This is a genomic window from Pantoea rwandensis (assembly GCF_000759475.1).
In the GTDB taxonomy this organism is placed as follows: Bacteria; Pseudomonadota; Gammaproteobacteria; order Enterobacterales; family Enterobacteriaceae; genus Pantoea; species Pantoea rwandensis_B.
Map to the genome: position 1 here is coordinate 2,275,168 of NZ_CP009454.1, position 25,600 is coordinate 2,300,767.

The 25,600-nt window shown below is 53.2% G+C and carries 31 protein-coding genes and 1 pseudogene; 19 read left to right on the forward strand and 13 right to left on the reverse strand.

The genetic code is table 11. The features are described from left to right. Positions 1-118 precede the first annotated feature (118 nt). The 6 genes from LH22_RS10370 to fliF are packed head-to-tail and all read right to left on the reverse strand — an operon-like array spanning position 119 to position 6,643. A complete protein-coding gene (locus LH22_RS10370; RefSeq protein WP_038646336.1) occupies positions 119-1,396 on the reverse strand; it encodes a flagellar hook-length control protein FliK in 1,278 nt (425 codons plus the stop codon). Next, complete coding sequence (gene fliJ / locus LH22_RS10375) at positions 1,393-1,836, reverse strand: flagellar export protein FliJ (protein WP_038646338.1); 444 nt, start codon at positions 1,834-1,836, stop codon at positions 1,393-1,395. Before fliJ ends, LH22_RS10370 begins: the two co-directional genes overlap by 4 nt. A 23-nt stretch (positions 1,837-1,859) precedes the next feature. After that, the gene (gene fliI, locus LH22_RS10380; RefSeq protein ID WP_038646341.1) at positions 1,860-3,224 is read right to left on the reverse strand and encodes a flagellar protein export ATPase FliI; all 1,365 of its coding nucleotides are present in this window, start codon (positions 3,222-3,224) and stop codon (positions 1,860-1,862) included. Continuing rightward, complete coding sequence (gene fliH, locus LH22_RS10385) at positions 3,224-3,925, reverse strand: flagellar assembly protein FliH (protein ID WP_038646344.1); 702 nt, start codon at positions 3,923-3,925, stop codon at positions 3,224-3,226. The genes fliI and fliH overlap by 1 nt, the downstream gene beginning before the upstream one ends. Beyond that, positions 3,918-4,910, reverse strand: a complete 993-nt coding sequence (gene fliG / locus LH22_RS10390; RefSeq protein WP_038646347.1) for a flagellar motor switch protein FliG — start codon at positions 4,908-4,910, stop codon at positions 3,918-3,920. The genes fliH and fliG overlap by 8 nt, the downstream gene beginning before the upstream one ends. Further along, on the reverse strand, positions 4,907-6,643 hold the full coding sequence (fliF, locus tag LH22_RS10395) for a flagellar basal-body MS-ring/collar protein FliF (protein WP_038646349.1): 1,737 nt from the start codon (positions 6,641-6,643) through the stop codon (positions 4,907-4,909). Before fliF ends, fliG begins: the two co-directional genes overlap by 4 nt. A 235-nt stretch (positions 6,644-6,878) precedes the next feature. On the opposite strand from fliF, the gene fliE reads away from it, so the two are divergent. The 3 genes from fliE to LH22_RS20560 all read left to right on the forward strand — a co-directional run bounded on the left by fliE (position 6,879) and on the right by LH22_RS20560 (position 8,419). Continuing rightward, positions 6,879-7,190, forward strand: a complete 312-nt coding sequence (fliE, locus tag LH22_RS10400; protein WP_034824419.1) for a flagellar hook-basal body complex protein FliE — start codon at positions 6,879-6,881, stop codon at positions 7,188-7,190. Between the two features lie 109 nt (positions 7,191-7,299). After that, positions 7,300-8,007, forward strand: coding sequence for a YnfC family lipoprotein (locus LH22_RS10405; RefSeq protein WP_038646352.1), 708 nt, complete (start codon positions 7,300-7,302; stop codon positions 8,005-8,007). A 229-nt stretch (positions 8,008-8,236) separates the two neighbouring features. Continuing rightward, complete coding sequence (locus tag LH22_RS20560; protein ID WP_045815127.1) at positions 8,237-8,419, forward strand: hypothetical protein; 183 nt, start codon at positions 8,237-8,239, stop codon at positions 8,417-8,419. Positions 8,420-8,465: 46 nt separating this feature from the next. Here the strand turns inward: LH22_RS20560 and LH22_RS10410 are convergent, their stop codons facing one another. Then, the gene (locus tag LH22_RS10410) at positions 8,466-9,680 is read right to left on the reverse strand and encodes a diguanylate phosphodiesterase (RefSeq protein WP_038646355.1); all 1,215 of its coding nucleotides are present in this window, start codon (positions 9,678-9,680) and stop codon (positions 8,466-8,468) included. A 247-nt stretch (positions 9,681-9,927) separates the two neighbouring features. On the opposite strand from LH22_RS10410, the gene LH22_RS10415 reads away from it, so the two are divergent. Further along, positions 9,928-10,176, forward strand: coding sequence for a hypothetical protein (locus LH22_RS10415; protein ID WP_038646357.1), 249 nt, complete (start codon positions 9,928-9,930; stop codon positions 10,174-10,176). Positions 10,177-10,233: 57 nt separating this feature from the next. Here the strand turns inward: LH22_RS10415 and LH22_RS10420 are convergent, their stop codons facing one another. After that, complete coding sequence (locus tag LH22_RS10420) at positions 10,234-10,881, reverse strand: helix-turn-helix domain-containing protein (RefSeq protein WP_052059387.1); 648 nt, start codon at positions 10,879-10,881, stop codon at positions 10,234-10,236. 144 nt (positions 10,882-11,025) lie between these two features. Here LH22_RS10420 and LH22_RS10425 point away from each other — a divergent pair, with 144 nt between their 5' ends. The 4 genes from LH22_RS10425 (at position 11,026) to LH22_RS10440 (ending at position 12,885) form a co-directional block, all read left to right on the forward strand. Further along, positions 11,026-11,415 (forward strand): hypothetical protein, encoded by a 390-nt coding sequence (locus LH22_RS10425; protein ID WP_034824400.1) that lies wholly within the window; start codon positions 11,026-11,028, stop codon positions 11,413-11,415. Beyond that, on the forward strand, positions 11,396-11,725 hold the full coding sequence (locus tag LH22_RS10430; protein ID WP_038646360.1) for a hypothetical protein: 330 nt from the start codon (positions 11,396-11,398) through the stop codon (positions 11,723-11,725). Before LH22_RS10425 ends, LH22_RS10430 begins: the two co-directional genes overlap by 20 nt. A gap of 82 nt (positions 11,726-11,807) precedes the next feature. Further along, a complete protein-coding gene (locus tag LH22_RS19940) occupies positions 11,808-12,491 on the forward strand; it encodes a hypothetical protein (protein WP_156102787.1) in 684 nt (227 codons plus the stop codon). 127 nt (positions 12,492-12,618) lie between these two features. Next, positions 12,619-12,885 carry a hypothetical protein gene (locus tag LH22_RS10440; protein WP_038646362.1) on the forward strand — a complete coding sequence of 89 codons (267 nt, stop codon included), beginning with the start codon at positions 12,619-12,621 and terminating at the stop codon, positions 12,883-12,885. 19 nt (positions 12,886-12,904) lie between these two features. Here LH22_RS10440 and LH22_RS10445 read toward each other — a convergent pair whose 3' ends face one another. Next, positions 12,905-13,144, reverse strand: coding sequence for a DinI-like family protein (locus LH22_RS10445; RefSeq protein ID WP_038646364.1), 240 nt, complete (start codon positions 13,142-13,144; stop codon positions 12,905-12,907). Positions 13,145-13,313: 169 nt separating this feature from the next. Between LH22_RS10445 and iraP the strand changes: the two genes are divergently transcribed. Continuing rightward, on the forward strand, positions 13,314-13,607 hold the full coding sequence (iraP, locus tag LH22_RS10450; RefSeq protein ID WP_038646367.1) for an anti-adapter protein IraP: 294 nt from the start codon (positions 13,314-13,316) through the stop codon (positions 13,605-13,607). A 197-nt stretch (positions 13,608-13,804) separates the two neighbouring features. Here iraP and LH22_RS10455 read toward each other — a convergent pair whose 3' ends face one another. Further along, on the reverse strand, positions 13,805-14,128 hold the full coding sequence (locus tag LH22_RS10455) for a DUF6388 family protein (protein WP_034824381.1): 324 nt from the start codon (positions 14,126-14,128) through the stop codon (positions 13,805-13,807). Between the two features lie 148 nt (positions 14,129-14,276). On the opposite strand from LH22_RS10455, the gene yedD reads away from it, so the two are divergent. Next, complete coding sequence (yedD, locus tag LH22_RS10460) at positions 14,277-14,744, forward strand: lipoprotein YedD (protein ID WP_038646369.1); 468 nt, start codon at positions 14,277-14,279, stop codon at positions 14,742-14,744. A 70-nt stretch (positions 14,745-14,814) separates the two neighbouring features. Here the strand turns inward: yedD and fliT are convergent, their stop codons facing one another. The 3 genes and pseudogenes from fliT to fliD all read right to left on the reverse strand — a co-directional run bounded on the left by fliT (position 14,815) and on the right by fliD (position 17,011). Then, positions 14,815-15,168: a flagella biosynthesis regulatory protein FliT gene (gene fliT, locus LH22_RS10465; protein WP_038646372.1), complete on the reverse strand. Its 354-nt coding sequence runs from the start codon at positions 15,166-15,168 to the stop codon at positions 14,815-14,817. Then, the gene (gene fliS, locus LH22_RS10470; RefSeq protein WP_038646375.1) at positions 15,168-15,575 is read right to left on the reverse strand and encodes a flagellar export chaperone FliS; all 408 of its coding nucleotides are present in this window, start codon (positions 15,573-15,575) and stop codon (positions 15,168-15,170) included. Before fliS ends, fliT begins: the two co-directional genes overlap by 1 nt. A gap of 9 nt (positions 15,576-15,584) precedes the next feature. Continuing rightward, positions 15,585-17,011: pseudogene (gene fliD / locus LH22_RS10475) on the reverse strand (flagellar filament capping protein FliD). A 335-nt stretch (positions 17,012-17,346) separates the two neighbouring features. Between fliD and LH22_RS10480 the strand changes: the two are divergent. The 9 genes from LH22_RS10480 (at position 17,347) to tcyN (ending at position 25,552) form a co-directional block, all read left to right on the forward strand. Continuing rightward, the gene (locus LH22_RS10480; protein ID WP_038646378.1) at positions 17,347-19,032 is read left to right on the forward strand and encodes a FliC/FljB family flagellin; all 1,686 of its coding nucleotides are present in this window, start codon (positions 17,347-17,349) and stop codon (positions 19,030-19,032) included. Positions 19,033-19,146: 114 nt separating this feature from the next. Beyond that, on the forward strand, positions 19,147-19,515 hold the full coding sequence (locus LH22_RS10485; protein ID WP_038646382.1) for a cell envelope integrity TolA C-terminal domain-containing protein: 369 nt from the start codon (positions 19,147-19,149) through the stop codon (positions 19,513-19,515). 170 nt (positions 19,516-19,685) lie between these two features. Beyond that, positions 19,686-20,654, forward strand: coding sequence for an HNH endonuclease signature motif containing protein (locus LH22_RS10490; RefSeq protein ID WP_038646383.1), 969 nt, complete (start codon positions 19,686-19,688; stop codon positions 20,652-20,654). A gap of 143 nt (positions 20,655-20,797) precedes the next feature. Then, the gene (locus LH22_RS10495) at positions 20,798-21,520 is read left to right on the forward strand and encodes an RNA polymerase sigma factor FliA (RefSeq protein WP_038646384.1); all 723 of its coding nucleotides are present in this window, start codon (positions 20,798-20,800) and stop codon (positions 21,518-21,520) included. A 49-nt stretch (positions 21,521-21,569) separates the two neighbouring features. After that, positions 21,570-22,073, forward strand: a complete 504-nt coding sequence (gene fliZ / locus LH22_RS10500) for a flagella biosynthesis regulatory protein FliZ (RefSeq protein WP_038646386.1) — start codon at positions 21,570-21,572, stop codon at positions 22,071-22,073. Positions 22,074-22,204: 131 nt separating this feature from the next. Then, complete coding sequence (locus LH22_RS10505) at positions 22,205-23,191, forward strand: D-cysteine desulfhydrase (protein ID WP_038650031.1); 987 nt, start codon at positions 22,205-22,207, stop codon at positions 23,189-23,191. A 143-nt stretch (positions 23,192-23,334) separates the two neighbouring features. Continuing rightward, on the forward strand, positions 23,335-24,135 hold the full coding sequence (tcyJ, locus tag LH22_RS10510; RefSeq protein ID WP_034824352.1) for a cystine ABC transporter substrate-binding protein: 801 nt from the start codon (positions 23,335-23,337) through the stop codon (positions 24,133-24,135). After that, entirely contained in the window at positions 24,135-24,803 is a 669-nt protein-coding gene (gene tcyL / locus LH22_RS10515) for a cystine ABC transporter permease (RefSeq protein ID WP_034824349.1), read from the forward strand. Before tcyJ ends, tcyL begins: the two co-directional genes overlap by 1 nt. After that, entirely contained in the window at positions 24,800-25,552 is a 753-nt protein-coding gene (gene tcyN / locus LH22_RS10520) for an L-cystine ABC transporter ATP-binding protein TcyN (protein WP_038646388.1), read from the forward strand. Before tcyL ends, tcyN begins: the two co-directional genes overlap by 4 nt. Positions 25,553-25,600: the final 48 nt, after the last annotated feature.

A 25,600-nucleotide genomic window follows, 5' to 3' on the forward strand; every position in this document is an offset into this window, starting at 1 on the left:
TTCCTGTGAATTATGGGCAAGCCTCTCGGCTCGCCTGGACAGATTATCCCGCGTCTTAAGTCAAACAATGGGAAGAAAAGACGCGGGTTTTACGCTTACCTTCAGCGTTTAGCCGCTGTCAGGCAAAGATATCGACAGCGCCGTTACCTGTCGCGCGCGCCTGGAGGGCTGCCGGGACGGCAATAGGCGTTATCTCGTTTTCACTGTCCTGGGAGAGGGTAAAGCTGCCGTACTGGCCATCACGGCGTCCTTCCTGCTGGCCCTGATAATTCTGGCTTTGTGCGAAGGCGTCGCTGCTGACATTACTCTGTCCCAGGTTAATACCGCTCTCCGCCAGCGCTGAACGCAGCTGAGGAAGAGCCGCTTCCAGCGCGGCCCTCACTTGGCTGTGGCTGGAAACCATACTTAACTGCGCCTGATCCTTGTCGAGGGTCAGGTTGATCTGGATTGCACCCAAATCTTCGGGATGTAAGCGCAATTCGGCATTTTGCTGACCGTTGCGACTAAACATCACGATTTGCTGGCTTAACGCCTGCTGCCACTCATTGCTGCCGAGTTGGGCATTCAGCATCGGCGTCGACGGAGTGGTGCTGGTCGTCGCCGTACTGTTGGTCAGTGTGCTACTGCTGCTGACCGGGGCGCTGGTTAAGGCTGTTACCGTGTCGCTCTGAGTATTACGATGTTCTTCCGGTTTGCTGAGCGTGCTCAGCACCTGCTTAAAGCTTTCATCCAGTGACAGCGCGCTGTTACTGTTGCTGGCCGTGGTGCTGGCGGCAGCGGCACTGCTACTGGTTGGCGTCGTACTGGTATCACGGCTAACACCGCTCAGCACATCGCTGGATTTCTTATGAGGCGTACTGTCGGACTGTGCCTCTTGTTCATCTTTCACGGCGCTCTGCAGCGTTCGGCTTAACAATGATCCGTTTAGCGTAGTCCCTGCATCGGCAGATGTTGTATCCGTGCTGGCGCTGACGGCGCTCTGACTGTTTCGCGCTTCAACCGCAACCGGTAACATCGCGAACAGTGCCTGAACATTCTGTAAGTCGCTGGCACTTAACGAACTTGCTTCAGACTTGTCTTTATCATCGGCTGATTTCAGCGTGGCTTTAGTGTTTTCCGGTTGTAAAAGTGCGTTTAACGCCTCTGGTTTGTCCAGTGCCTGCAATAACGCGCTTAATGATGCTTTTGTGACGCCTTTTTCATCGACTTCTGCTGTCAGATCAGTCGATTGCGTGTTAACACCTTGTTGCTGAGCCAGTGTCAGTAAGCGGTTACCCAGTTCAGTGATAAAACCCTGTGGCAGCGCATCTGTACCCAGCAAATTGTCCGATGCAACAGCACTGTCTGCATCGCTGACTTTAGAGGTTTGCGTAACCATAGTTGGCAGCGTAATCATTCGCCTCTCCTCATAGCGGCCCGTTGGGCAAATTCATCCATCCGTTTCTGATCGAGACGGTTTTCTTGTCGTAATGCGTTTTCGGCAGCCCGAGTGATCAGCGTTTGATAAGCATTCAATCGCTTATGCTTTTCTTGCCAGCTGCTCAGCGCCTGATCCAAACGTTGATTCCACTGATTCAGCTGTTGCCGATGCTGTTCAATGGCTTTTTCCAGCGTCTGGATAAACTGGTGATAATTGGTCCAGCGCAGGCTGGAAATACCGCCTGACATATCGGTGTTGAGCTTATTGCGGTACTCATCCTGATAGTCGAGCAGCATGGTGAGCTGCTCATCTGCCTGCTTTACGCCACGGCGCATGTCACCTAAATGAATCACGGCCTGTTCCAGATCCTGCTCCGCCATATCGCGCAGCTTATCGATTGCACTGGCAGTTTTCATGGCTTACCTCGCTTGGGCTCGCGCTAGCCGAACATGGCCTGCAGGTGCAGACTGGCGTCGTCATAGTCGCTGCGTTCGAAAATACCCTGTTGCAGGAAGGCTTCCATCTCAGGGTAAAGCTTGATGGCTTTATCGAGCATCGGATCGCTTCCAGCGGCATACGCGCCTACACTCACCAGATCGCGGTTGCGCTGGAAACTGGAGAGCAGTTGTTTGAACTGACGCACGCGCGCGTAGTGGTTGTCATCAATTAACGCGGTCATCGCACGGCTGATTGAGGCTTCAATATCAATCGCCGGATAGTGACCGGCTTCGGCCAGACGGCGCGACAAGACAATGTGACCATCAAGAATGGCGCGCGCCGAGTCGGCAATCGGGTCTTGCTGATCGTCACCTTCGGTAAGCACGGTATAGAACGCCGTAATCGAACCGCCGCCGTGGGTGCCGTTACCGGCGCGTTCCACCAGGGCAGGGAGCTTCGCGAACACAGAAGGCGGATACCCTTTGGTGGCCGGTGGCTCACCAATCGCCAGGGCGATCTCACGCTGCGCCATGGCGTAGCGGGTGAGGGAGTCCATGATCAGCAGCACGTGCTGGCCGCGATCGCGAAAATCTTCCGCGATGCGTGTGGCATACGCGGCACCCTGCATACGCAGCAGCGGTGAAACGTCAGCCGGTGCGGCGATCACCACCGAGCGCGCACGACCTTCAGCGCCGAGGATGTTCTCAATGAATTCCTTAACTTCACGGCCACGTTCACCGATCAGGCCAACCACAATCACATCGGCTTTGGTGTAACGTGCCATCATGCCAAGCAGCACCGACTTACCGACGCCAGAACCCGCAAACAGACCCATACGCTGACCGCGCCCGACAGTCAGCAGGGCGTTGATCGCTCGGACGCCGGTATCCAGCACATCGTGGATTGGCGTACGTTGCAGTGGGTTAAACGGTGCGGTGATTAATGGCGCGCGATAGCCGGTATCCGGGGCAGGTAAACCATCCAGCGGTTTGCCTGCGCCATCCAGCACGCGGCCGAGCAGTTCTGGCCCAAGTAGCAGTTGTTTACCGCCTTGTGCGTTGTCACCGCTAAAACGGGCATAAACGCGCGCACCTGGCAAAATGCCGTCCACTTCTTCCAGTGGCATCATCAACAGTTTCTGACCGTTGAAACCCACTACTTCACTCTCTACTTCAGTGATGTTGTTGCCGTCGTGACGTTCGATGATGCAGGTCGCACCAAGCGGCAGTTGCAGTCCGGTGGCTTCCAGTACTAAACCGGTGGCGCGGGTCAGACGACCATAGCGGCGCACGGTCTGCACCTGCGAAATACGATCCTCGAAAGCATCGAGTGCGCCAAGCCAGCGGGAAAGACGCGACGAGGTCATTACAAGGTCCCCGGTGCGGCCAGACGGCACAGTTCCTGCCAGCGGGTTGCCACGCTGGCATCGAGATCGCCATCTTCGGCGCTGAGTTTACAGCCGCCGGGATGCAGTGAGTTATCGGCGAGCAGTTTCCAGCCGTGCAGATCCAGCGTCGGGCCCAGTGTCTGCTCAATGCGCTGTAAATCATCAGGATGCACGCGCAGCTGCGGCTTGCCGCTGAACATCGGTTCTTGCTGAATCAGTTGCTGAATCTGGCGCAGCAGGGCGGTGCCATCCACTTGTGTGGCCTGGCCAATCACCGTGCGCGCCGCTTCCAGCGCCAGCTGCATCAGACGTGAGGCGATGACGCTATCCAGCGCTTCCAGCGTGTGATGGAACTCAGTCACTAACTGCTGCATACGCGCCTGCAAGGGCGCCTGCTGCTGTTGGGCATCGGCCAGTCCCTGCTGGAAACCGGCGTCGTAACCGTTCTGCTGCGACTCGGCAAAACCCTTTTGATAGCCTTCGCTGTAGCCTTGCGTCTGTGCATCTTTGCGCATCTGCTGCTGCATGCGCTCCAGCATCTGCTGTTGCTCAGCTTCGGCACTCATTTCGACATCCACAGCCGGCTCTTCCTGCGGCGGTTCTTCTGCCGCTTTGAAGGTGCTGCCTAAATCATCAGGCTGCCAGCGCTGCCACGCACGGGCGGAAAAGGCATCAGACATAAGTTTCCTCGCCACCACCAATTACCATTTCGCCGGATTCTGCCAGGCGACGGACCACCAGCAGGATCGCTTTCTGTTCGTTCTCCACGGCCGACATACGCACCGGGCCACGGTTGGCCAGATCGTCGCGCAGGATATCGGCTGCACGCGCTGACATGTTCTTGAGGAACTTCTCGCGCAGCGGCTGTTCGGCACCTTTCAGTGCAACCAGCAACTGCTCGGACTCCACTTCCTGCAGCAGGCGCTGGATACTGCGATCGTCCACTTCCACCAGGTTTTCGAACAGGAACATCTCGTCGATGATCTTCTGTGCCAGCTCGCCGTCGAAGTCGCGTACCGCTTCGATAACCGCCTCTTCCTGCTGCGTTTTCATCAGGTTGATGATTTCGGCTGCGGTTCTCACGCCGCCCATCTTCGCACGCTTGAGGTTGGTACCATCCAGCAGGCCGTTCAGCACCTCGGTCAGTTCTGCCAGCGCCGCTGGCTGGACACCGCCGAAGGTTGCGATACGCAGCATCACGTCGTGGCGCAGACGTTCGTCGAACAGCGCCAGAATATCCGCAGCCTGGCCACGTTTGAGGTGCACCAGGATGGTGGCGATAATCTGCGGATGTTCGTCGCGGATAAGATCGGCCGCTGCCTGCGGTTCCATAAAGTTGAGCGTTTCCATGCCGCTGGTGGTCTCGTTTTTCTCGAGAATATCTTCCAGCAGGCTGGAGGCACGCTCCTCGCCCAGCGCTTTGATCAGCACCGAACGCAGGTAGTCGTTGGAGTTCAGGCTCAGCGCCGCAAACTGCTCGGCATCCGCTTCAAACTCGCGCAGCACTTCGGTCAGTTGCTTGTGCGACACCTGACGCATCCCCGCCATCGCGGCGCTCAGGTGCTGCACTTCACGCTGGTTGAGATGTTTGAACACCTCGGCCGCACGCTCTTCGCCAATGGTCATCATCAGAATGGCGCTTTTTTCAGTACCGGTCAGACTCATAGTTCTTTACTCATCCATTCGCGGATAACCAGCGCCACAACGCGCGGATCGTTTTCAGACATATCGCGGATGCGCTGGCTCATCACCTCGGCGCTCATGCGGTTATTCGATTTACGCTCTTGATCCAACTCATCTTTACTGAGCTGCACGTTGTAGGCTTCTTCAGATTCCAGCGCTTCCGCACGTGCTGCCGCCGCCTCTGCTGCCGCCTGCTCCTGCGCTTTCTTACGCATCAGCTGCGGACGAACCAGTTTGCGATACAGGATGAAGGCAACCAACGCCACCAGCAGCCAGCGACCACCGCTCATCAACATGTCGAAGAAGGCTTGCGATTGCCAGAACGGCAGGTCACCGCCAGACGGCTCAGTCATGTTGAACTGCGAGTTCACCACGTTGACGCTGTCGCCACGATTCTGCGAGTAGCCCATCGCTTCACGGGTCAGGTCTTCAATCTGTTTGATCTGCTGATCGTTCAGTGCAACGGCTTTGCCTTTGCCGTCATCACGGTAGTTCACCACCACGGCCACTGACAGACGCTGCACATCGCCGACGTTCACCTTGGTGTGGCGAATGGTGCGGTCCAGCTCGTAGTTCACGGTGTCGTTACGGCTTGAACTGCTCGGGCCGCTGCTTTGCTGCGTGCTGGTGGTGGTGCCGTTGTTGTTTGCCGCGTTGTTCTGGCCATTAGCATTCTGACCATTGGCATTCTGGCCGTTGGCATTTTGCTGCTGCGGATTATTAACCGGCGCAGTATTCGCAGGGGCAGGTTGATTCGACAACGCACCCGGCACGCCGCCTGGGTAGGGGCTACCGTTCTGCTGGTTAGTATTGGTCTGACGCGAGCGAATGGCCGTGCTGTTCGGATCGGCGTTCGGTTTGTACTTCTCGTCAGTTTGTTCGCTGCGGTCAAAGTTGATCTGCGCTGTCACCTGCGCATGCACATTGCCCTGCCCAACAATCGGATTCAGGATGGCTTCGATACGTTGCTGGTAACGCGCTTCCACTTCAGACGCGTACTTCAGCTGTGCATCATTCAGGTCACGACCTTCGCTGTCAGAACGGGTCAGCAGGCGACCGGCCTGATCCACCACGGTCACGTTGCCTGGCGGCAGACCGGCGACGCTGCTCGACACCATATGCTGAATGGCCTGAATCTGGCCTTCATCTAATGCACGACCCGGTTGCAGGTTCAATGTCACGGAGGCCGAAGGCGCTTTCTGCTCACGCACGAACAGCGTGGGTTTTGGCATCGCCAGATGCACGCGCGCGCTCTTGACCGGGCCGAGCGTTTCAATGGTGCGGGCCAGCTCACCTTCCAGCGCACGCTGGTAGTTGATCTGCTCGCTGAACTGGCTGATGCCGAACTTCTCTTTGTCCATCAGCTCAAAGCCAACAGAGCCACCTTTCGGCAGCCCCTGTTGCGCCAGGCGCAGACGCAGTTCATGTACCTTATCGGCAGGCACCATCAAGGCACCGCCGTTTTCGGCGAACTGGTAAGGAATGTTCATTTGCGTCAGTTGGGTAACAATCGCGCCGCCATCCTCATCGGAGAGGTTGTTATAAAGGACGCGATAGTCAGGGGCTTTAGCCCACAGCACCAATGCAAAAACCACTGCGATAGCGGCAGCGGCAGCAACAATGATAGGAATTCGCGGATTGGCGCGCAGGCGGGCCAGAAGGTCATTCAGACCTTTCTTTGCGGTATCTTGTGTGGCGGCTGCACTCGCATTCATGACCGATTCCTGCCTGACATAATTGACCGGGTAAGTTGTGGTGACAAAACAGACTCCCTGAAGCAACGTCTTAAATGAAATTCCAATCTTATGGCTGGCATTATTGATGAATCGGGTCACTTCGATGGCTGGATAAGCTGGGTTTTTTACGTTTATTTAGCGCCTTTGTCCTATTGACAGTGTGTTAACTTTTGCAGCGTGAAAATTTAAACCCTTCTTTAATGAGGTACAGGCAATGTCGATTCAGGCAATTGATGGTGTGTTGCAGCAGCTGCAGTTAACGTCGTTACAGGCCAGCGGCAAGCAGGCCGAGTCAACCAATCAGGTAGATTTTGGTGCCACCATGAAAGCCGCACTGGATAAGATCAGCGACACGCAAACCGCGGCTCGCACCCAGGCGCAGGATTTTGAAATGGGCAAACCGGGCATCCAGTTAAACGATGTGATGGTCGATCTGCAGAAATCCTCCATTTCCATGCAAATGGGGATTCAGGTGCGTAACAAACTGGTCTCGGCGTACACCGATATCATGAATATGCAGGTGTAGTAGCGGCACAGATTGTTGCGGTGTCAGGCGGGAAAGCATTTATCTTTTTCAGTAACAGCGGCATGATGCTGGCCTGACACACAGCGTATATCGAGAAGAGGATTCTCACGTGAAGCCCACCCTGCTGCTGCTGATGGCAACGATCTTGCTATCCGGCTGTGATAATAAAAATGCGGACTTTGCACCGCAGATGAAAAATTACGCTTACCTCTATCAGTTCGAAGCCATTCCCGGCAAAGTCAAAAGCACTCATCAGCGCCTGTTTAGCGCCGATGACACGCCAATCTTTGATGTCGATATCGCGTTCGATGGGCAAGGCTGTATTTCCCATGTGAAATCGATCGATAAAGCCGGAGAGATCACCGAAGTGACGCGGGAAGGTGATAAACTGACTGGCACTGAGAACGGCCAGGATGTGGTCGTCACGCTGAATAAGCAGTGCGCGCTATTAAAAAAAGTCACGCCCACCATGACGGTGGATATTGGCTATAACGAACAGGGTTGGGTCGATCAAATCTCCTCTCCCGCCTCTGATGTTAAATTCCATCTGACCTACAATAACGTCGGTGATATGACGCTGTTAAGTATTAAGAAGGGCGATGAGGAAGTTTCACGCGCCAGTGCCAAACATGATACGGACGCGAAAAAGATATCCGACGTGGTCACGACGGTGCAAAGAAACGAGCAGAGCAAGACGGTCACCACCCAGTGCCAATATAAGAATGATGTCCCTTTCCGTTGCGACACCGTAACCACCGACGCCGCAGGGCAAGTGACGGATAGGCAGTACGGCACCATAGATGTCACCTATTATTGATGCCTGAGTAAGCCGCAAATGCGGCTTTTTTTACGCCGTTAATATCGGCGTCGATAAGCGAAGCGCTAAATAAAACAATAACTTACTGATCAAATACGCCTTCGGTATGATAGAGTGTGCCAGTCAGGAAAGCATTCTTCAGAGCAGGGAACTCGGTGTGCAACATGCGCATCACGCGAGGCGTTGAGGAGTGTTGAGTAAGGGCTGCAGCGACAAGAAGCGTGTAAGAATGAAAGAAGGTTATTACTGGGTTAGAGATAAAGATAATCCACCAGAAGTCTGGCGATATATAAAGCAGTTTGGCTGGTATCGTCCCTGCGTTGCCGTGCCCATCACGTTAAGCTCTTTTAAGTTAATGAATTACCAGGTCATCAGCGATCGATTATTACCACCGGGTTATTTCCCGCTTTAAATTAAAAAACCGCCGGCTGATGGGCGGTTTTTGTCATTTCTGGGGCTCAGGACTTAATTTCCGGCCAGGCGATGGCCGGGAAGCCGTTTAACTGCGGACGGGCGAACAAATATCCCTGGAACTGGCTAATGCCCGCGGCTTCCAGCCACATCCACTCTTCCGCTTTCTCCACGCCTTCGGCGATGACCGCAATTTCCAGCGAGTTACAGCACTTAATGATGGCATGCAAAATGGCCTGTTTAGGACCGCTTTTGTGCACATCGCTGATCAACTCACGATCAATCTTAATTTTGTCCGGCTGGAATTTGGATAATAGTGACAGGCCAGCAAAGCCCGCGCCGAAATCATCCAATGCCAGACTGATACCCGCCGATTTCAGTTTACGCACCTGTGCCGCAAACTCATCGGTGCGCGAGATGATCTCATTTTCAGTGACTTCAACAATCACCTGCTCGGGTACCAAACCATTGGCTTCAATCTGCGTCAGCAGAAACTCCACCGCATCAGGAACCGTGACCAAAGACATTGGCAGCAGGTTAATGGAGATACTGTGTTCGCCAATACCTAACTTTTTCGCCAGTTCGAACGCCAGCTTTTTAGACTGAATATCCGCTTGATAAACAGCCTCGCCACCAAAGGCAGAAAAGTACTCGCCAGGTGAACCGCCATTCGGGGTGCGGATTAACGCCTCATATGACGCCACGCGGCGTGCAAACGGATCGATAATCGGCTGAAAGGCAAAGTGGCACTCTTTCAGTGAGTCAATGACTTCATCCTGAAGGGTACGAGAGGGCTCATCCGCAATGAATTCCCAGGTGCTGGCTGCGGGGATTTCAAAGTAGTTTTCTTTATCACGAGCGATTACAAAGGTGCGCAGGAATTGCAATGCGCGATCATCGTAGGTCAGCTGATAGCGCGAGGTACCTTTGTCTAACACGGCTTGTAGCACCATGGATTTATCATGCTCGCGTAAATCAAACAGCTCCATCCCCACTTTGCCGAAGCGGCGAGCGGGAGCAAAGTCATGCATTAACTCCACCAGATTGTGGTGGCGGGCGTCCTGGCAAATGCGATCATAAATACCCTGCACAGCATCACGGGGCCCTTCAAGTAACTGGAAGAAGTGCAGTCCATCAAAAAGCAGAATGCCTGTGACATCGTGCGAACTGTTTTTGTTATTCGCTTTTGTCACCATGTCCTCAAGGGTTTTGATAGGTACGTGGTCATGGAGGTGACTGCGATAAATAATGGTGGTCAGCATAGCGATTGTCCGGACAGCTTATTATTGTGGGGCCTACAGTAGCAGGCCTGGGGCGGGGGCTGTCCACCAATATAGACTCGAACCGTAAACTATTTTCCAATTAATGAGCTAACCGAAACGGCTAGCGAAAGGGCGTCAAATCGAATTGTTAATTAATTGCACTGGGGGAGTATCTACGATAAATAATTTCGATTGAATGGATAAATAAAAAGCGTATCTTGGCCCTCGTTAACCAGAGGTGAGCATAATGTTACGCGACTATTTAAAGATTGATGATAGCGACCGTTTAGTTGAACAGAGCGTATTAAGACTCAACAACCGCGGTCAGGAAGATGTCACTGAATGGCATATTGTTAGCGTAGACGGCAAGCAAAAAGGCAGCGTGACGCTGTTCGACAAGCTCTGCAATCGCCGCTCATATTGCGTTAATTATCGCATTACGCAGAAGGATGTGCACGGGAGGGTTGTCGTCGATCATCTGACCGACGTTTTGTAATAATTGCCGTAGTTTTGATTGTTTTGACCCGCTCATAGGCGGGTTTTTTGCATTCTGTTACCTGACGCGATAGCGGCGCATTTCCATCATAGTTCCGATTAATTCAATCTTTTTCTCAGACGATGTCTGCACAGGAAAATCCTCATTCAACGGTCGTAACGAGAAAATTTGTTCGTCGTGCTGTTCAGTCATCAGGCGATAAATACGTACCAGAACCTCGCTATTGATGTGCGCCAACACCACATCACCCGGTTGCGGCGCAACCGCTGGGTCGAAAATCAGCGTATCGCCGGGTCGGTAGTCAGGTTGCATCGCGGCATCATCCAGAGTGATCGCCAACGCCGATTCACTCAGTTTGCTATCGCTATAGAGAAAGCGGGTTGCCTGCTGCTGAATCAATAAGCGCTGCTCCTGCATCCATGCTGCCGCTTGTGTCAGAGTGATCAACGGCAGGGCGCTGACGTCACTGACTTTAGACGGGGTGGTAAACACCTCGCCCTCACCATCAATAATCCATGCGGCAGTACATTGCAGCAGTTCTGCCAGCCTTAACAGATTCTCGCCACGCGGAAGGGTCTCGTCCTTTTCCCATTGTGAAACAGCAACGTGTGACACGCCAATGCCGCTTGCCACCCCTTGCTGTGTCAGCTTCAGGTTTTTACGACGGCTGCGGATGCGCTCACCCACAGATTCTTTTTTCATCATCTTGACAACTCCTCTGTGTTTTACTTAAGTATACTTAAATTCATTAATTAAAGTAAACTTAAATTCTGATGTTGGCCGCATAGCTGGCAAGGGCGGCCAACATGTTCCTCAGGCGGATCCCTTGCCAGTTAAGAGAGGTGAGGCATGGAAAGTAGTTTGGTGACCAGCGTCGGTGCGCTGCTTCTCGGTGGCGGTGCGGCAGCTGTGTTCTGGAAACCCTTAATGGCAGGCATCGCGGCCATCGTCACCAGCAATCGCGCCGGCGGCGAGATCATCACCAGCTACAAAGAGCAGGTGATGCTTCTCAAAGAGAGCCATGCGCTGATGCGCCAGGAGAATGATGACCTGCGTATTCGCCACGACAAAAACCTGCGGCGCATCTCTTCGCTGGAGACCGATCTACGGCTGATAAAGAACGCGTTGGGCATTCTGTTAGCCACCACGGAATCTGATCATAGCGATAAATTCCGCAGTCAGATCAATCAACTGATCACCACCTTAGAGGAGAGTCGCGATGGTGCAGATAAACAGTGAGTTTTCAGTGCGAGGCCACCGGCGTCAGCTACTGCTAGGCGGCCTGCTGCTGATGCTGTCGCTGCTGTGTGTGGCGATGACGATTATGTTCGTGTTCGTGAATAACAGCGCCAATCGCCGGGTGGAAGACATTCGCCAGCAGTACCGTGCGATTTCGGACCGGAGGGAAGCGCGGGTGGCCGAACTGACCAGCCAGTTAGTGACGTTGCAGAAAAAACTCGATGGCTTGCCGAATCGCACCGCGAACAAAACGGCGGACAAAGTGAAGCAGGTGGTGGGGGAGGACGCGCCGCCCGAATCGACGCATTAAGGAGGCCATGATGAGTATTACCGAGCGGATTGCAGTTGGCTTCGGCCGATTGCGGTCTTTATTAAGCAAGAAGGAGAAAATTATGAGCGACCAAACTGTAATCGAAAATAGTGCAACAACTGCAACACCGGATGCCAGCACGCTGTCACCGTTAGAGAGTTTTGCTAATGAGGTGGCGGGGAAGGCGGAGAGCAGTGCATCAGCGGCAGATGGCTCAACTTCAGCCGTGAGTAACGCGCCAGGGCAGGACGCCATAGCACCAGTGTTAAGCAGCGTGCCTGCAACGGATGCTTCAACGACAAACGTGGATAGTGAACCAGCACAGGACGTCTCAACAGCAGCCGTGAGTAGCGTGCCAGCGTCGGATGCTTCTACGCCCGCGGTGAATAGTTTTCCAGCAGCTGACGCCACACTTCCCGCTGAAGACAGTGCAGCTGTCCCAGACACCTCAACGCCAGCAGTGAATGCTGGCAGCGAGGCACAACCTGCAGCGGCCGTAGCGGATGCAACGGATCTCACTCAGCAGTTGGCCACGCCGGATCCGCTAGCAAACGGTTCTGCCAGCGCCGGGCCTTCATCGGCTTCTACCGTCGGCAATCTGGCTGAGCAGCCTGTAGCAGGAATCATTACGGATGCGGTCAGTCAGGATATCAGCGCTAGCGTGAAGGACTTCACTCAGGCATTCAACTTTGTCGAAAGTGGGGTTGAGAAGTTAGGTACGGCCGCGAAGGATGAGCTGATTGCCCTCGCGCGCAAGTATCTTTAATTCTGTGGCGGCCTTCGGGTCGCCTTTTCATCTTCCGATTATTCTTAATGCGGTCTCGCTATTTTCTACTAACTTTAATCATTCAGACGTTATTTAAACGGGTTTAATTAGCGAAAAGGAAGATAGCATGAGTGATACAGAGGCAATCAAAACCAAAACTGACTACCTGCGTGATGTCACCTCCCAGTTAAAAGAGATGCGTCACTATGCGCAGACCAATACTGAGACGCTATCCAGCCACTGGTTGGCATTTGATGCAGGCGAGTACAAAGATAAAGAGTACGCAGGACGTTTTGACACGCTGCTCAACAAGCAGGGACAGCTGTTAGATGATATTGAGCTGGCGATTCAGGATTTAGAGATCGCCATCAATCACAGCGAGCAAGAAGGCTAAGTTCCCCCACGCTGGTGGCTTAATCGGCCACCAGCCACATCTCGGCTTCATCAAACATCTCTTCAACAATACGCGCTACGGTTGCTTTATCGTTCTTACTTAAATCGGTATCGATAGCGTTGCGTTCCATCGGCTTAACGCGCACCTCAATCTCTGGGAAGACGCGTTGCACGCGTTTCTCAAGCTCCTGCAAAATCATCTCACGCGCGCCCGGCAGACCGGCAACGTTGCGTTTATCGTAAATCAACTCCACAAACATCAGGGCATTCCATTCATCAAGCGGGTGCGCCATATTACTGTAAATAAAAACAGTGGCAAGTGATGAACCGTTGCGCCGCGAAAATTTTTTGTTTCTGGCAAGCGCAGCACCACATTTGCGTTGATACTCAACAGCGTTACACAGGGAAATGGATTCATGAGGGGGTAATATGCGGCAACTGGTGATCGATATTCTGCTGAAAATGGCAAAGATGGATACGGATGCAAAAGAACTGGTGGCACAGGTGGAGGCACAATCACTGCTGCTGGCGGCATTATTGATTCAGGCTAAAGAGGATAATTCGCTGACCATCACGGAAACCGTGCAGGACGCCATCGTTACCGCATCGCGTTCTGGCGAGTTGTTTCTACAGTCAGACGTGGATCTGCTATTGACGCACATTAACCGCCTGCTAGCCGTTGCGCGTTATGTCGAAGTGAAGGGAGTCGAGCGAGAAGGATAGGGTAAAAAATACTACCTCTGGAGGGGAAATCCAGCAACTCCTCCAGAGGCGGCGCAATAGCACCTTCGTTCAAGGACAATCTACGACCGAAGCCGTCAGATAGAAGTTATACAACTTCTTCTGACTTGTACAACTTTTTCCTTGCCGATTTGTGTGGTTGGAGGTGTGCTTGAGATATATTTTTAGGGCCGCTGCGCTTAAAGTTCGTTCTTGATGCAAAACTCTTCCCACGTCATGCCGAGCGCTTCCGCATGTGATTTCAGGTAAGTTTCAATGGCTTCAGCCGCAACCGCTTTATCAGGCTCTGCCAGTTGAATGGAAAACAGCATGCCATCCAGCTTTTTCTGGCGTAAGAATGCCGCATAAATGCGCTCAGCGTGCCACTCGCGCAGTTGGCGCAGTGACAGGTTGGCCGCGCGCGCGTCGCTCTCGGTCAGTTCATCCAGCGCGGCTTGAAAATCGGCGTGTGCGGCAAAAAACATCGTGCGTGCCTGGGCGTAATACTCTTCTGGGGTTTTCATGCGAATTTCCTGCTTATCGACTTGCGCGCTAGTGTAACGTGCGCGAGCCGTATTGTCAGGCTCAGCTGGCTTTTCACCGAGATTCCTTGCGTAACTTACGCGAAAAATTATAACGTAGCCGCCATTGAGGCGAGTGTAGGGACCAGGAATGAAAAAGTGGATGGTATTGGCCGCGCTGGGCTTGAGCGGATGTGCGCAGATCAGCAATTACGATGAAGCGGTAAAAACCCCGGCACCAGTGGAATTGCAAGGTAACTGGCAAACTGTCGGACCGCAGAGCAAGTTGATCAGTGGCCAGGCGATGGGCAGTCTGATCATTGGTGCAGAAGGCGACACGCTGGACTGCCGCCAGTGGCAGCGCGTGATAGCTAAACCGGGCAAGTTAACCCGCCTGAGCGATGAGTGGGTCAACGTGACGCGGCAGGTGCGCGTCATGCCGATAACGCTGGAGAACGGTGAACTGCGTTATGACGGCTTGCGCATGCGTAAGGTCGATCAACCCACCGTTGAGTGCCAGCAGGCGCTGGAGCAGGTGGCGAAGCGTCCAAAAGAGGCGGTGATACAGGATATTCAGCCGCAGATTATGGAGCCGGTGTCGGTCCCTGCGCAGAAGTGATGCCGTAAGCAAAGCATAAAAAAAACGGGTGAGCATCAGCTCACCCGTTTCTCATTCAGCCCGCCGCGCATTAATTCTGCGGCAGATACACATTACCTTGCTTGCCGTAAGCACTCATCACCGACTTTTGCATCGTGGATTGACCAATCAACTGCGACAGTTCGTCCATGCGCGCCTGTAGTAGACGTCTGACTTCACTCTCATTGTCCAGGATATGGCGCAGTACCGGGCGCAGTTGTTCTTGCATAGAGTTGGACGGTGGCGAGGCCTCAGTCGAGCGGGCCAACGTTTGCACCGCACTGACGTAATCCACTTCCTTAATAATCAGGTCATCCCATTCGCCGTCTGCGGCAAGGCGCAGCATTCCATGGCTGAGATCGAGTAGCTGTTGGTAAACGTTTATCAGTTGCGGTGCGTTATTCATTAAACGGCGTCCTGAAGGTGTTGAGGTTGTGCGACTTCTTTCCAGGCATCCGCGATGTTACGCAGAAGGCCTTCTACTTCTTCGAGAGCTTCAACATCATTACGCAGATTCGCCTGAATCAAACGGCGAACCATATAGGCATAAAGACCTAACAGATTGTCGGTGAGGTCATCGCCTGACTGCTCATCCAGACCCTGCTTCAGTCCGCTTTCGATGATGTTAATCGCTTTGGAAATCGAATTACCTTTTCCCTGAATATTGCCATCCTGCATAAACAGGCGAGCACGGATCAGTGCACTGATCGCGCCGTCAAACAGCAGCGTGATCAGTTGCTGTTGGTTGGCGCTCATTACGGAGCTTTCCACACCAATTTTTGCATAGGCCTGAGTGCCATTTGCGCTGTACATGTTCACTCCTTACGATTTCGAGCTAGAGCTGCTTGACGTATCGAACTGCTGCGTCAGGTAAGAACTGGTGCTGTTCAGCGAGCTCATGGTGACGTCGAGCTGGGTAAACTGCGCTTTGTAACGCGCGATCATATTGTTGATACGCGTGTTCATGTCGTTGTACTGCTCGGTCAGATTGTTCAGCGTCTTACTGACACCGTCTTTTGCTGACTGAATGCTGCCAGTGGAAGAGAGCCAGCTGGTGAGGTTAGTGGCCAAGGTGGTGGTGATGCCGGTGGTTTTGCCGTCACCCACAATCATCTGTTTGATGCCATCCGGATCCTTCGTCAACTCGGTTTTGAGCTTGTCGGAATCCAGCGTCAATTCACCCGTCGTCGGATCAGAAGTAATGCCAATCTGTGCCAGCGTTTTATAGGTTGAAGAGCTCGACGAGTTGGTCAACATGCTTTTGATCTGCGTCTGGATGCTGCGCAGGGTGCTATCACCACCAGAGCGCCGTTGCTGGAGTCCTGAGTATCGGAACCAACGTCGACTGCTGTGTATTTGGTCAGGCTATTGAACTGATCCAGCAGGGTGTTGTAAGCAGTGACAAAGTTTGAGATCGCGGTGGTCGCTTTAGAGGTATCTTGCGCGACAGTCAGCGTCTGGTTACCGGTGGTTGTGTCATTCAGGTTGAGCGTGATCCCTTCCAGCGCATCACTGATGGTGTTGCTGCTGTTGGTGATCTCAACGTTGTTCACCGTCAGTTTGGCATCCTGCGCCGCCACGCTCACGTCCATCGGGTTATCGGCATCGGTCTTGGTCGAATCAAAACCGACGATATTGTTCAGGGTGTCATCGCCCGTCACGCTAATCGATGAAACGGCATTGGCCTCACCCGTTTTGGAAGAGGTCAGCGACAAGCGGTAAGAGCCGTCTGCCACTTTGATAATACTTGCGCTGACGCCGGCGCTGGCACCGTTGATGGCGTCACGCATGCCAGTCAATGACGTCTGGTCGGTGGTCAGCGAGATATCTTTGCTGGAGCCATCAGCGAGCTTGATGGTCAGGGTGCGGCTGGTGGCAGAGCTGTCGCCCAATGCGTTGGTGTTGCTGGTTTGCACCGCAGAGGTCAGGGTCTGCGCCTGTGCCAGCTGCGTGACAGCCACATTATATTTACCGGCCACCACAGTGCCAGACGTTGTCGCGCTAAAGGCGCTGCTGCTACTGGTGGCGGTGGTGGCAGAGAACAGGTCTGCACTGTTCAGCGCGGTGTTGGCGGTCTGGAAAGTCGTCAACGCACTGGAGAGCGTACCGTAGGCACTCAGCTTTGCGGTATAAGCGCTCTGCTGATTGGAGATCGGTGTTAAGGAGGCTTTTTCCGCAGTGGATAAGCTATCCAGGATACTACTCAAGTCGAGGCCTGAACCGACACCGAGGGTAGTGATACTAGCCATGTTGTTTCCTTTTCATGTCGACACGGAGAGTGAATACCGCGGTTATCGGCTTATTTGAGGCAAAGTTTAGATTTATTTACCAGCGAGTGATAAAGCGAATAAAGGCTATAGAGAAGGGTATTTCTGGCGCTAGAAAAATGATCAAGTTGCACTAAAGAAGTGCGGGGGCAGGGCGATAAAGATAAGCGTGACAGGTTGAAGGGAAAAATTTTCGCCTGGTACTAAAAAAAATCTAAAGGTTGTTTGAAGGCAGACGATAACAACTTTGACGGCGCTGAAGCCGGCGGGTTGAAGCCCACACCTTAACCAAAGACTTGATTAATAGGAACTTAACCATGGCTCAAGTAATTAACACCAACAGCCTCTCGCTGATCACCCAGAACAACATCAACAAAAACCAGTCAGCGCTCTCAACTTCTATCGAGCGTCTGTCATCTGGTCTGCGCATCAACAGCGCAAAAGACGATGCAGCAGGTCAGGCAATTGCCAACCGCTTCCAGTCAAACATCAATGGTCTGACTCAGGCTGCACGTAACGCCAACGACGGTATCTCTGCTGCGCAAACCACCGAAGGCGCACTGTCTGAAATCAACAACAACTTACAGCGTGTACGTGAACTGACTGTACAGTCTCAGAACGGCACCAACAGCCAGTCTGACCTGGACTCAATCCAGGACGAAATCAAATCACGTCTGGACGAGATTGACCGCGTGTCAGGTCAGACCACCTTCAACGGCGTGAACGTGCTGGCGAAAGATGGCTCTATGAAAATTCAGGTTGGTTCTAACGACGGTGAAACTATCACCATCGACCTGAAGAAAATCGACTCTTCAACCTTGGGCCTGACTGGCTTCAACGTTAACGGTGCTGGATCCGTGGCTAATACTGCTGCAACAGGCGCTGACCTTAAAGCAGCTGGTACTCAGATTGGTACAACCAATGGTTATACAGTCTCTGCTGGATTGAGCAAATCAACAGCGGCAGATGTACTGAGCAGCTTAGCTACTAATGATACTGTCACCGCTACCGTTGATAACGGTCTTACATCTACTCCAGCATCTAATACCTACACTTATGACAAAACAAGCGGTTCATTCTCATTTGGTGTTAATATCGGTGCAAATACAGCCGCTCAAGGTACCAACACGGGCACTTTGCAAAGCTATCTGACTCCTAAAGCAGGTGATACTGCTAAGCTCTCTGTCACCATCGATGGCAGCGCCCAGGATGTTATTCTTTCCAGCGATGGTAAAATTACCGCGGCGGATGATAATTCTGTTCTTTATTTAGATACAACTGGCAACCTGACTAAAAACGGCAGTGGCTCACTGCAACAGGCCACGCTGAGCAGCCTTGCAACTAACCATACTGCTGCACCAGCTGTTAAAGCTGTAGATATCACGGCTGCTGATGGCACGAATATTCACATGGCTGGTGGTAACGCAGCTGGTGATAGCGGTGCTATTACAATTACAAATGCTAAAATTAGCAGTGCAGCTTTAAATTCAGCAAGTACTGCTGCAGGATTCACTACTTCAACTGGTTATACTGTAAGCACTGCTGGTGCTGTGACTTCTGGTGGTAACGATGTATATACTCAGAAAGATGGTACACTGACAACTGATAACACCGTCACCTATTATCTTCAGGATGATGGTTCTGTTACTAACGGCTCAGGCAAAGCTGTATATAAAGATGCTGCTGGTAAACTTACAACTGATGCCGCTACCACATCAGCAACCACCGCAGATCCATTAAAAGCACTGGACGCCGCTATCAGCAGCATCGATAAGTTCCGTTCTTCACTGGGTGCGATTCAGAACCGTCTGGATTCAGCGGTAACTAACCTGAACAATACCACCACCAACCTGTCTGAAGCACAGTCTCGTATTCAGGATGCTGACTACGCCACTGAAGTTTCAAGCATGTCTAAAGCACAGATCATCCAGCAGGCGGGTAACTCAGTGTTGGCTAAAGCTAACCAGGTTCCACAGCAGGTTCTGTCTCTGCTGCAGGGCTAATCGCTACTTAAGCTCCTTGCTTATCAAACCCCGCTTCGGCGGGGTTTTTTTATACCTGCATATCATGAATTTGCAGATATACTCACAGCTCTCACTATTCACAGGACGTGAACCATGCGTAATCGATTTGCCCTTTTAACGCTTCTCCTGGTCTCTGGCTGCGCGCCCATAAAACACCCTCGCACATACACGCAAAATCCTCCTGCGCCCGTTGTTACCGATCTCAAAAGTTATTACGACGCCGTCCACTTTGCTATCCAGACGCAGTTTTTTGACGTCGACAACTACGTTGGTAAAACCTGTCAGATAGACATTGATCTGGATGACAAAGGGCAGCTAAGCGACGTACATATGCGCACCGGTGATTTATCGCTTTGTACCGAAGCGTTGTATGCGGCTAAGCATGCTAAACTGCCGGTACCGCCTTCGGCAGAAGTGCATGAGAAGACCAAACATATGGTGATCAACTTCGCACCTCAGTGATAATTCCTGCATTAAACCAAATTTGATCTCATCAGCGACGATGATTTCCCCCAGCACCCTATAACCCTAAAAAAGTAACCAACCTGTTACAGTCCCGCACAGAATTGCCGATAACTACCCCAGAATCATTCCCATTTTTTGCACGTCTTTTTTCTGTTTCTGGGGTGTCTATGCGCTTCAATTATGACTTGTTACCGGGTGAGCTACTGACCTTCGAAGAGATTGCGTTGCGCTATGCGCAGCAGCATCCTGATGAGAAAGAACTCACCGCCCGCGGGTTGCTGAGCCCGTCGACCAGCTTTCGCAATTTGGTGATCCGCGCGGTGTTTGCGCAGGAGGAGATCAACAGTCCGTTAGAGGATCTGCTGTTCGTCTCTGACGATAACGAGCGCAAAAACTATCTGCGCCGTTTTGAGCACTATCTGAAAAGCCAACAAGCTTTCCTTTATTTCCGCCGTAACGATGAGATTAAGAAGGAAGGGCGCTGGAAGGTGGTGGGTGAAACCCAGGTTTACGCCATGCTGGATCCGAATTCGGCAGAAGCGCAGAACTTGCTCACCAGCCGGGGCTTCAAACTGGTGCTGATGCGACAGACGGAAGAGGAGGAGTATTGGCAGCTGTTTGATCCCCATGCGCACCCTTGCTTCCCACTGTCGCGCAAAATTCAGTTTCTGGTGGTGCTGAGTACGCCGCAGCATAAAGTGCCGACGGCGGTGATGCCAGGCGCAGAAGTCGGGCGGCGCGTAAAGGCGAAAGTGTTCCAGCGTGCCAGCCAGGCAGAGTTTAATTCAGCCGTTAAAGCGCGCTATGGCGCCTGTATTATCACCGGCACGCAGCTTACGGAACGTCACAGCTGGCCGTGGGTGGAGGCCTGCTATATCGATACACAAGAAAATGAAGAAGGTTTTCTTGCCGATAACAGCGTCGATAACGGCTTGTTCCTGCGCAGTGACTTACAGCGGTTGTTTATCAATAAAATGATAAGCATAAACGCGGAAACCGGTCAGGTGCTGTTTAATCCAGCGCTAGAAACTGAAGCGCCGATAAGCGATTTTTATCAGACACTTGAGGGCAAAACCTGTGCACTGTGGGACGCCGTGCCGCCTGGCACGCGGTTAAGGCTGAAAAACCTGCGCTAAAGAAACCACCGATGGCGGTGCATTCCACCGCCATCCATAACAAATTTGAAATAACCTCGCTTTTGCCCGCCTATTCTGCCAATCGAAACCCCTACAGAATTGGATAATCATGCCGATAACTTTATTAACGCAGGGTAGTCACCGTGAACGATCTCTATACGCCCGAAGGCGTGATGGATAAACATTCGCTCTGGCAGCGCTACGTTCCTCTGGTGCGACACGAAGCGTTGCGCTTGCAGGTACGTCTGCCAGCCAGCGTTGAGCTTGACGATCTGCTGCAGGCCGGTGGCATTGGTTTATTAAATGCCGTGGAGCGCTACGACGCGCTGCAAGGCACCGCCTTTACCACTTATGCCGTGCAGCGTATCCGGGGCGCAATGCTGGATGAACTGCGCAGCCGCGACTGGGCACCTCGCAGCGTGCGTCGTAATGCGCGCGAAGTGGCCGGTGCGATGCATCAGGTAGAACAAGCGTTGGGGCGCTCGGCTACTGAGCAGGAAGTGGCTGAACAGTTGAATGTTTCGCTGGAAGAGTATCGGCAAATTCTGCTCGATACCAATAACAGCCAACTCTTCTCCTACGACGAGTATCGGGAAGAGCACGGTGACAGCGCGGAGCTGGTGACGGAGGGGCATGAAGAAGCCAACCCGCTTCATCAGTTAATGGAAGGAAACCTGCGTGATCGCGTGATTGAAGCCATCGAGGCATTGCCCGATCGTGAAAAATTAGTGCTCACACTGTACTACCAGGAAGAACTGAACCTGAAAGAGATTGGCGCAGTGCTGGAAGTGGGGGAATCCCGCGTCAGTCAACTGCACAGTCAGGCGATTAAACGCCTGCGTGCCCGGTTAGCGGGGGCGCGCTGACAGACTCAGTACCTGGCATCGAAAAAATAAAAATACCGGGGACTCAGCAATGGGAGCCAAAGCCAAAGCCAGACCTTTAAGTCGTTATCTTAAAGACTACAAACACAGCCAAAGCAACTGTTCACATTGTGGCAAAGTTTTAGATCGTATGGCGTTAGTGTTTCGCGGACAGATCATCAATAAAGAGGCCATCGCGCGGATGGACCAGATGATTGATGACCAGTTATGGATGAAACTCCAGCCGGAACTGACCGCATTATGTCGTTTCTGCAGCGATATTTTTTGTAATACCCATCCTAATTACTTCGACATTATGGCGTTCAAACAGTATCTGTTTGAGCAGACCGAGATGAGTCACAGCACCATTCGCGAGTATGTGGTGCGGCTGCGTCGTCTTGATGACATGCTGAAAGCGAAAAATTTCCCGGCCGACAGATTACGGGGCAACAGCTGGCATGAATGTCTGGAAAACGATTTGCCGGATGCGGGTAACAACAATTACCGCATCGCACTGCGTAAATATGACCAGTTTTTAGGCTGGCAGCAGGGCTGATTGTGATCCTGCCCTTGTTGTTGCTGAGCATAGCAACAACAGGGGCCGCACTCGCAGAATTCCGGGTGCGACTTTTCTCATCTTCTGCAACACTGTATGGATAATTGCACATTGCCCGAATGGAGGCTGCATTGTCTTTACATCTCTTGCACCAGTTCCCACGTCTTGAATTACTCGGTGCACCTACGCCGCTTGAGCATCTGCCACGGCTTTCTGATTATCTCGGTCGCGATATCTTTATCAAGCGCGATGACTTCACGCCTGTGGCGATGGGCGGCAACAAACTGCGCAAACTCGAATTCCTGGCGGCCGATGCGCTGCGCGAGGGCGCGGATGTTCTGCTGACGGCGGGCGCGATTCAATCCAACCATGTGCGCCAGACGGCGGCGGTGGCGGCGCGCCTTGGCCTCAAGTGTGTGGCGCTGCTGGAAAACCCGATTGGCACGACTTCAGAAAACTATCTCACCAACGGCAATCGCCTGATGCTCGACCTGATGGACGTCGAGGTGGTGATGGTCGATGCGTTGCACAATCCCACTGAACAGCTGGCCGAACAGGCTGAACGTCTCGAAGCTCAGGGTTTCCGTCCTTATATCGTGCCGGTTGGCGGTTCCAACGCACTGGGCGCGCTCGGCTACGTGGAGTGTGCGCAGGAGATTGCGCATCAAAGCGAAGGCGTGGTGGATTTCGCCGCTGTGGTGGTAGCATCGGGCAGCGCCGGCACCCATGCAGGTTTGGCGGTGGGGCTGGAGCAGTTGCTGCCCAATACCGAGCTGGTCGGTGTGACGGTTTCACGCAAAGTCGACGCGCAGTTGCCGGTGGTAGAGCGCATCCGCAGCGCGCTCGCTGAACAGCTGGAAGTGCAGACGCACGCGCCGATCACGCTTTGGGATGACTATTTTGCGCCGCGTTACGGTGAACCTAATGATGAAGGCATGGAAGCGGTGAAACTGCTGGCGCGTCTTGAAGGCATCATGCTGGACCCGGTCTACACCGGTAAAGCGATGGCCGGATTGATTGATGGCATTGCGCAGAATCGCTTCCGTCGTGAAGGGCCGCTGCTGTTTATTCATACTGGCGGCGCGCCTGCGTTATTTGCTTATCATCCTTCGGTCTAAGGCTAAGATAAAAAAGGTTTATAATCCGGCAGCTGCTGTTCTGGCCTGAAATGGGCCTGAATGCAGCGCCAATAACGAAAAGGCGGCAAACCCCGGTTTCGCTGCCTCATTGCACACAACACATCACAATAAATGGGGTAAACATGGCTTTCTCTCCAATTCGTCGCCAACTGGTGATGGGCATGATGGCGGTCGCGCTGGTCGCGGGCGTTAACGTTAAAACGTTCGCTGCAGAAGATCTGCTGGCACAGGTGAAGAGTAAAGGTGAGCTGCGCGTGGGTCTGGAAGGCACCTATCCGCCGTTCAGTTTCCAGGATGAGAGCGGCAAGCTGACCGGTTTCGAAGTGGAATTCGCACAAGAGCTGGCGCAACACCTTGGCGTCAAAGCGGATCTGAAACCGACTAAGTGGGATGGCATGCTGGCGGCACTGGATTCTAAGCGTATCGACGTGGTGATCAATCAGGTAACGATTTCACCCGAGCGTAAGAAGAAGTATGACTTCTCCACGCCATACACCATCTCTGGCGTTCAGGCGCTGACGATGAAGAAAAATGCCGGCAGCATCACCAAGCCAGAGGATCTCTCTGGTAAGAAAGTCGGTGTCGGTCTTGGCTCGAACTACGAGCAGTGGCTGCGTGACAACGTCAAAGGCGTCGATATCCGTACCTATGATGATGACCCAACCAAATACCAGGATCTGCGTTCAGGTCGTGTTGATGCCATTCTGGTGGACCGTTTAGCGGCGCTGGATCTGGTGAAGAAAACCGGCGACACCATGGCGGTTGCGGGCCCGGCCTTCTCCCGTCTGGAATCCGGCGTGGCGCTGCGTAAAGGCAATGACGACCTGCTGAAAGCCATTGATGCGGCGATTGCTGATATGCAGAAAGATGGCTCGCTGAGCAAACTCTCTGAGAAATGGTTCGGCGCGGACGTCACTAAATAATGCAGGAAAGCTTACAACTGGTGCTGGATTCAGCACCATTCTTACTCAAAGGCGCGTTGTTCACGCTGCAGCTGAGTATCGGCGGGATGTTCTTCGGTCTGGTACTCGGCTTTGTGCTGGCGCTGATGCGCCTGTCACATTTCTGGCCAATAAACTGGCTGGCGCGTATCTATGTGTCGATTTTCCGTGGCACGCCGCTGATCGCCCAGCTGTTTATGATCTACTACGGCTTGCCGCAGTTCGGTATCGAGCTGGATCCTATCCCATCAGCGATGATCGGTTTGTCACTCAATACCGCCGCTTACGCCTCTGAATCCCTGCGTGGTGCGATTGCTGCCATTGAACGCGGACAGTGGGAAGCCGCGGCCAGTATCGGCATGACGCCATGGCAAACCTTGCGCCGCGTGATACTGCCGCAAGCGGCGCGCACTGCTTTACCCCCGCTGGGTAACAGCTTTATCAGCCTGGTGAAAGACACCTCGCTGGCGGCCACCATTCAGGTGCCGGAGCTGTTCCGTCAGGCGCAATTGATCACCTCACGTACGCTGGAAGTGTTCACCATGTATCTGGCTGCCTCACTGATTTACTGGGTGATGGCGACGGTGCTGTCGGCATTGCAAAATCGCCTGGAAGCGCATGTGAATCGACAGGATCGGGAGGCGAAATGAGTGCGATTGAAGTACGTCAGCTGGTCAAGCAGTTCCACGGCCAGACCGTGTTGCACGGCATCGATCTGGATGTGGCACCGGGCGAAGTGGTGGCGATTATTGGGCCAAGCGGTTCGGGAAAAACCACCTTGCTGCGCAGTATTAATCTGCTGGAAGTGCCTGATAGCGGCCGCGTCACGGTGGGTAATATCACCATTGATGCCAGTATCGGGCTTAATAAGCAGAAGGAGCAGGTTCGCCGTTTGCGTCAGCAGGTGGGTTTCGTGTTCCAGAACTTCAATTTGTTCCCGCATCGTTCGGTGCTGGAGAACATCATTGAAGGGCCGGTGATCGTGAAGGGTGAACCGAAAGCGGAGGCCATTGCCCGCGCCCGCAGCTTACTGGAAAAGGTCGGTCTGCACGGCAAAGAGGAGAGTTTTCCGCGTCGTCTGTCCGGTGGGCAGCAGCAGCGTGTTGCGATTGCGCGTGCGCTGGCGATGCGCCCGGAAGTGATTCTGTTTGATGAGCCGACTTCGGCCCTGGACCCAGAGTTGGTGGGCGAAGTGCTGAACACCATTCGCGCGCTGGCGCAGGAGAAGCGCACCATGGTGATCGTCACGCATGAGATGAGTTTTGCGCGTGACGTGGCCGATCGAGCGATCTTTATGGATCAGGGCCGTATCGTGGAGCAGGGCGCAGCGAAAGAGCTGTTCAGCCATCCGCAGCAGGCACGAACCCGGCAATTTCTTGACAAGTTTCTTAACCAATAGTCTCAAGCGTCGTCTGGAACTGACGGCGCTTTCTCTTCTCCTGTCTGA

What these genes read in the sequence shown, in the direction of transcription:
- LH22_RS10480 (WP_038646378.1), top strand. Translation starts at nt 17,347, where the DNA reads ATGGCTCAAGTAATTAACACCAACAGCCTCTCGCTGATCACCCAGAAC.
- LH22_RS10415 (WP_038646357.1), top strand. Translation starts at nt 9,928, where the DNA reads ATGTTACGCGACTATTTAAAGATTGATGATAGCGACCGTTTAGTTGAA.
- fliT (WP_038646372.1), bottom strand. Translation starts at nt 15,168, where the DNA reads ATGAATAACGCACCGCAACTGATAAACGTTTACCAACAGCTACTCGAT.
- tcyL (WP_034824349.1), top strand. Translation starts at nt 24,135, where the DNA reads ATGCAGGAAAGCTTACAACTGGTGCTGGATTCAGCACCATTCTTACTC.
- fliS (WP_038646375.1), bottom strand. Translation starts at nt 15,575, where the DNA reads ATGTACAGCGCAAATGGCACTCAGGCCTATGCAAAAATTGGTGTGGAA.
- tcyN (WP_038646388.1), top strand. Translation starts at nt 24,800, where the DNA reads ATGAGTGCGATTGAAGTACGTCAGCTGGTCAAGCAGTTCCACGGCCAG.
- LH22_RS10485 (WP_038646382.1), top strand. Translation starts at nt 19,147, where the DNA reads ATGCGTAATCGATTTGCCCTTTTAACGCTTCTCCTGGTCTCTGGCTGC.
- LH22_RS10370 (WP_038646336.1), bottom strand. Translation starts at nt 1,396, where the DNA reads ATGATTACGCTGCCAACTATGGTTACGCAAACCTCTAAAGTCAGCGAT.
- LH22_RS19940 (WP_156102787.1), top strand. Translation starts at nt 11,808, where the DNA reads ATGAGCGACCAAACTGTAATCGAAAATAGTGCAACAACTGCAACACCG.
- iraP (WP_038646367.1), top strand. Translation starts at nt 13,314, where the DNA reads ATGCGGCAACTGGTGATCGATATTCTGCTGAAAATGGCAAAGATGGAT.
- LH22_RS10410 (WP_038646355.1), bottom strand. Translation starts at nt 9,680, where the DNA reads ATGCTGACCACCATTATTTATCGCAGTCACCTCCATGACCACGTACCT.
- LH22_RS10425 (WP_034824400.1), top strand. Translation starts at nt 11,026, where the DNA reads ATGGAAAGTAGTTTGGTGACCAGCGTCGGTGCGCTGCTTCTCGGTGGC.
- LH22_RS10430 (WP_038646360.1), top strand. Translation starts at nt 11,396, where the DNA reads ATGGTGCAGATAAACAGTGAGTTTTCAGTGCGAGGCCACCGGCGTCAG.
- fliI (WP_038646341.1), bottom strand. Translation starts at nt 3,224, where the DNA reads ATGACCTCGTCGCGTCTTTCCCGCTGGCTTGGCGCACTCGATGCTTTC.
- LH22_RS10455 (WP_034824381.1), bottom strand. Translation starts at nt 14,128, where the DNA reads ATGAAAACCCCAGAAGAGTATTACGCCCAGGCACGCACGATGTTTTTT.
- LH22_RS10490 (WP_038646383.1), top strand. Translation starts at nt 19,686, where the DNA reads ATGCGCTTCAATTATGACTTGTTACCGGGTGAGCTACTGACCTTCGAA.
- fliH (WP_038646344.1), bottom strand. Translation starts at nt 3,925, where the DNA reads ATGTCTGATGCCTTTTCCGCCCGTGCGTGGCAGCGCTGGCAGCCTGAT.
- fliG (WP_038646347.1), bottom strand. Translation starts at nt 4,910, where the DNA reads ATGAGTCTGACCGGTACTGAAAAAAGCGCCATTCTGATGATGACCATT.
- fliF (WP_038646349.1), bottom strand. Translation starts at nt 6,643, where the DNA reads ATGAATGCGAGTGCAGCCGCCACACAAGATACCGCAAAGAAAGGTCTG.
- LH22_RS10445 (WP_038646364.1), bottom strand. Translation starts at nt 13,144, where the DNA reads ATGTTTGTGGAGTTGATTTACGATAAACGCAACGTTGCCGGTCTGCCG.
- fliJ (WP_038646338.1), bottom strand. Translation starts at nt 1,836, where the DNA reads ATGAAAACTGCCAGTGCAATCGATAAGCTGCGCGATATGGCGGAGCAG.
- tcyJ (WP_034824352.1), top strand. Translation starts at nt 23,335, where the DNA reads ATGGCTTTCTCTCCAATTCGTCGCCAACTGGTGATGGGCATGATGGCG.
- LH22_RS20560 (WP_045815127.1), top strand. Translation starts at nt 8,237, where the DNA reads ATGAAAGAAGGTTATTACTGGGTTAGAGATAAAGATAATCCACCAGAA.
- LH22_RS10420 (WP_052059387.1), bottom strand. Translation starts at nt 10,881, where the DNA reads ATGATGAAAAAAGAATCTGTGGGTGAGCGCATCCGCAGCCGTCGTAAA.
- yedD (WP_038646369.1), top strand. Translation starts at nt 14,277, where the DNA reads ATGAAAAAGTGGATGGTATTGGCCGCGCTGGGCTTGAGCGGATGTGCG.
- LH22_RS10440 (WP_038646362.1), top strand. Translation starts at nt 12,619, where the DNA reads ATGAGTGATACAGAGGCAATCAAAACCAAAACTGACTACCTGCGTGAT.
- fliE (WP_034824419.1), top strand. Translation starts at nt 6,879, where the DNA reads ATGTCGATTCAGGCAATTGATGGTGTGTTGCAGCAGCTGCAGTTAACG.
- fliZ (WP_038646386.1), top strand. Translation starts at nt 21,570, where the DNA reads ATGGGAGCCAAAGCCAAAGCCAGACCTTTAAGTCGTTATCTTAAAGAC.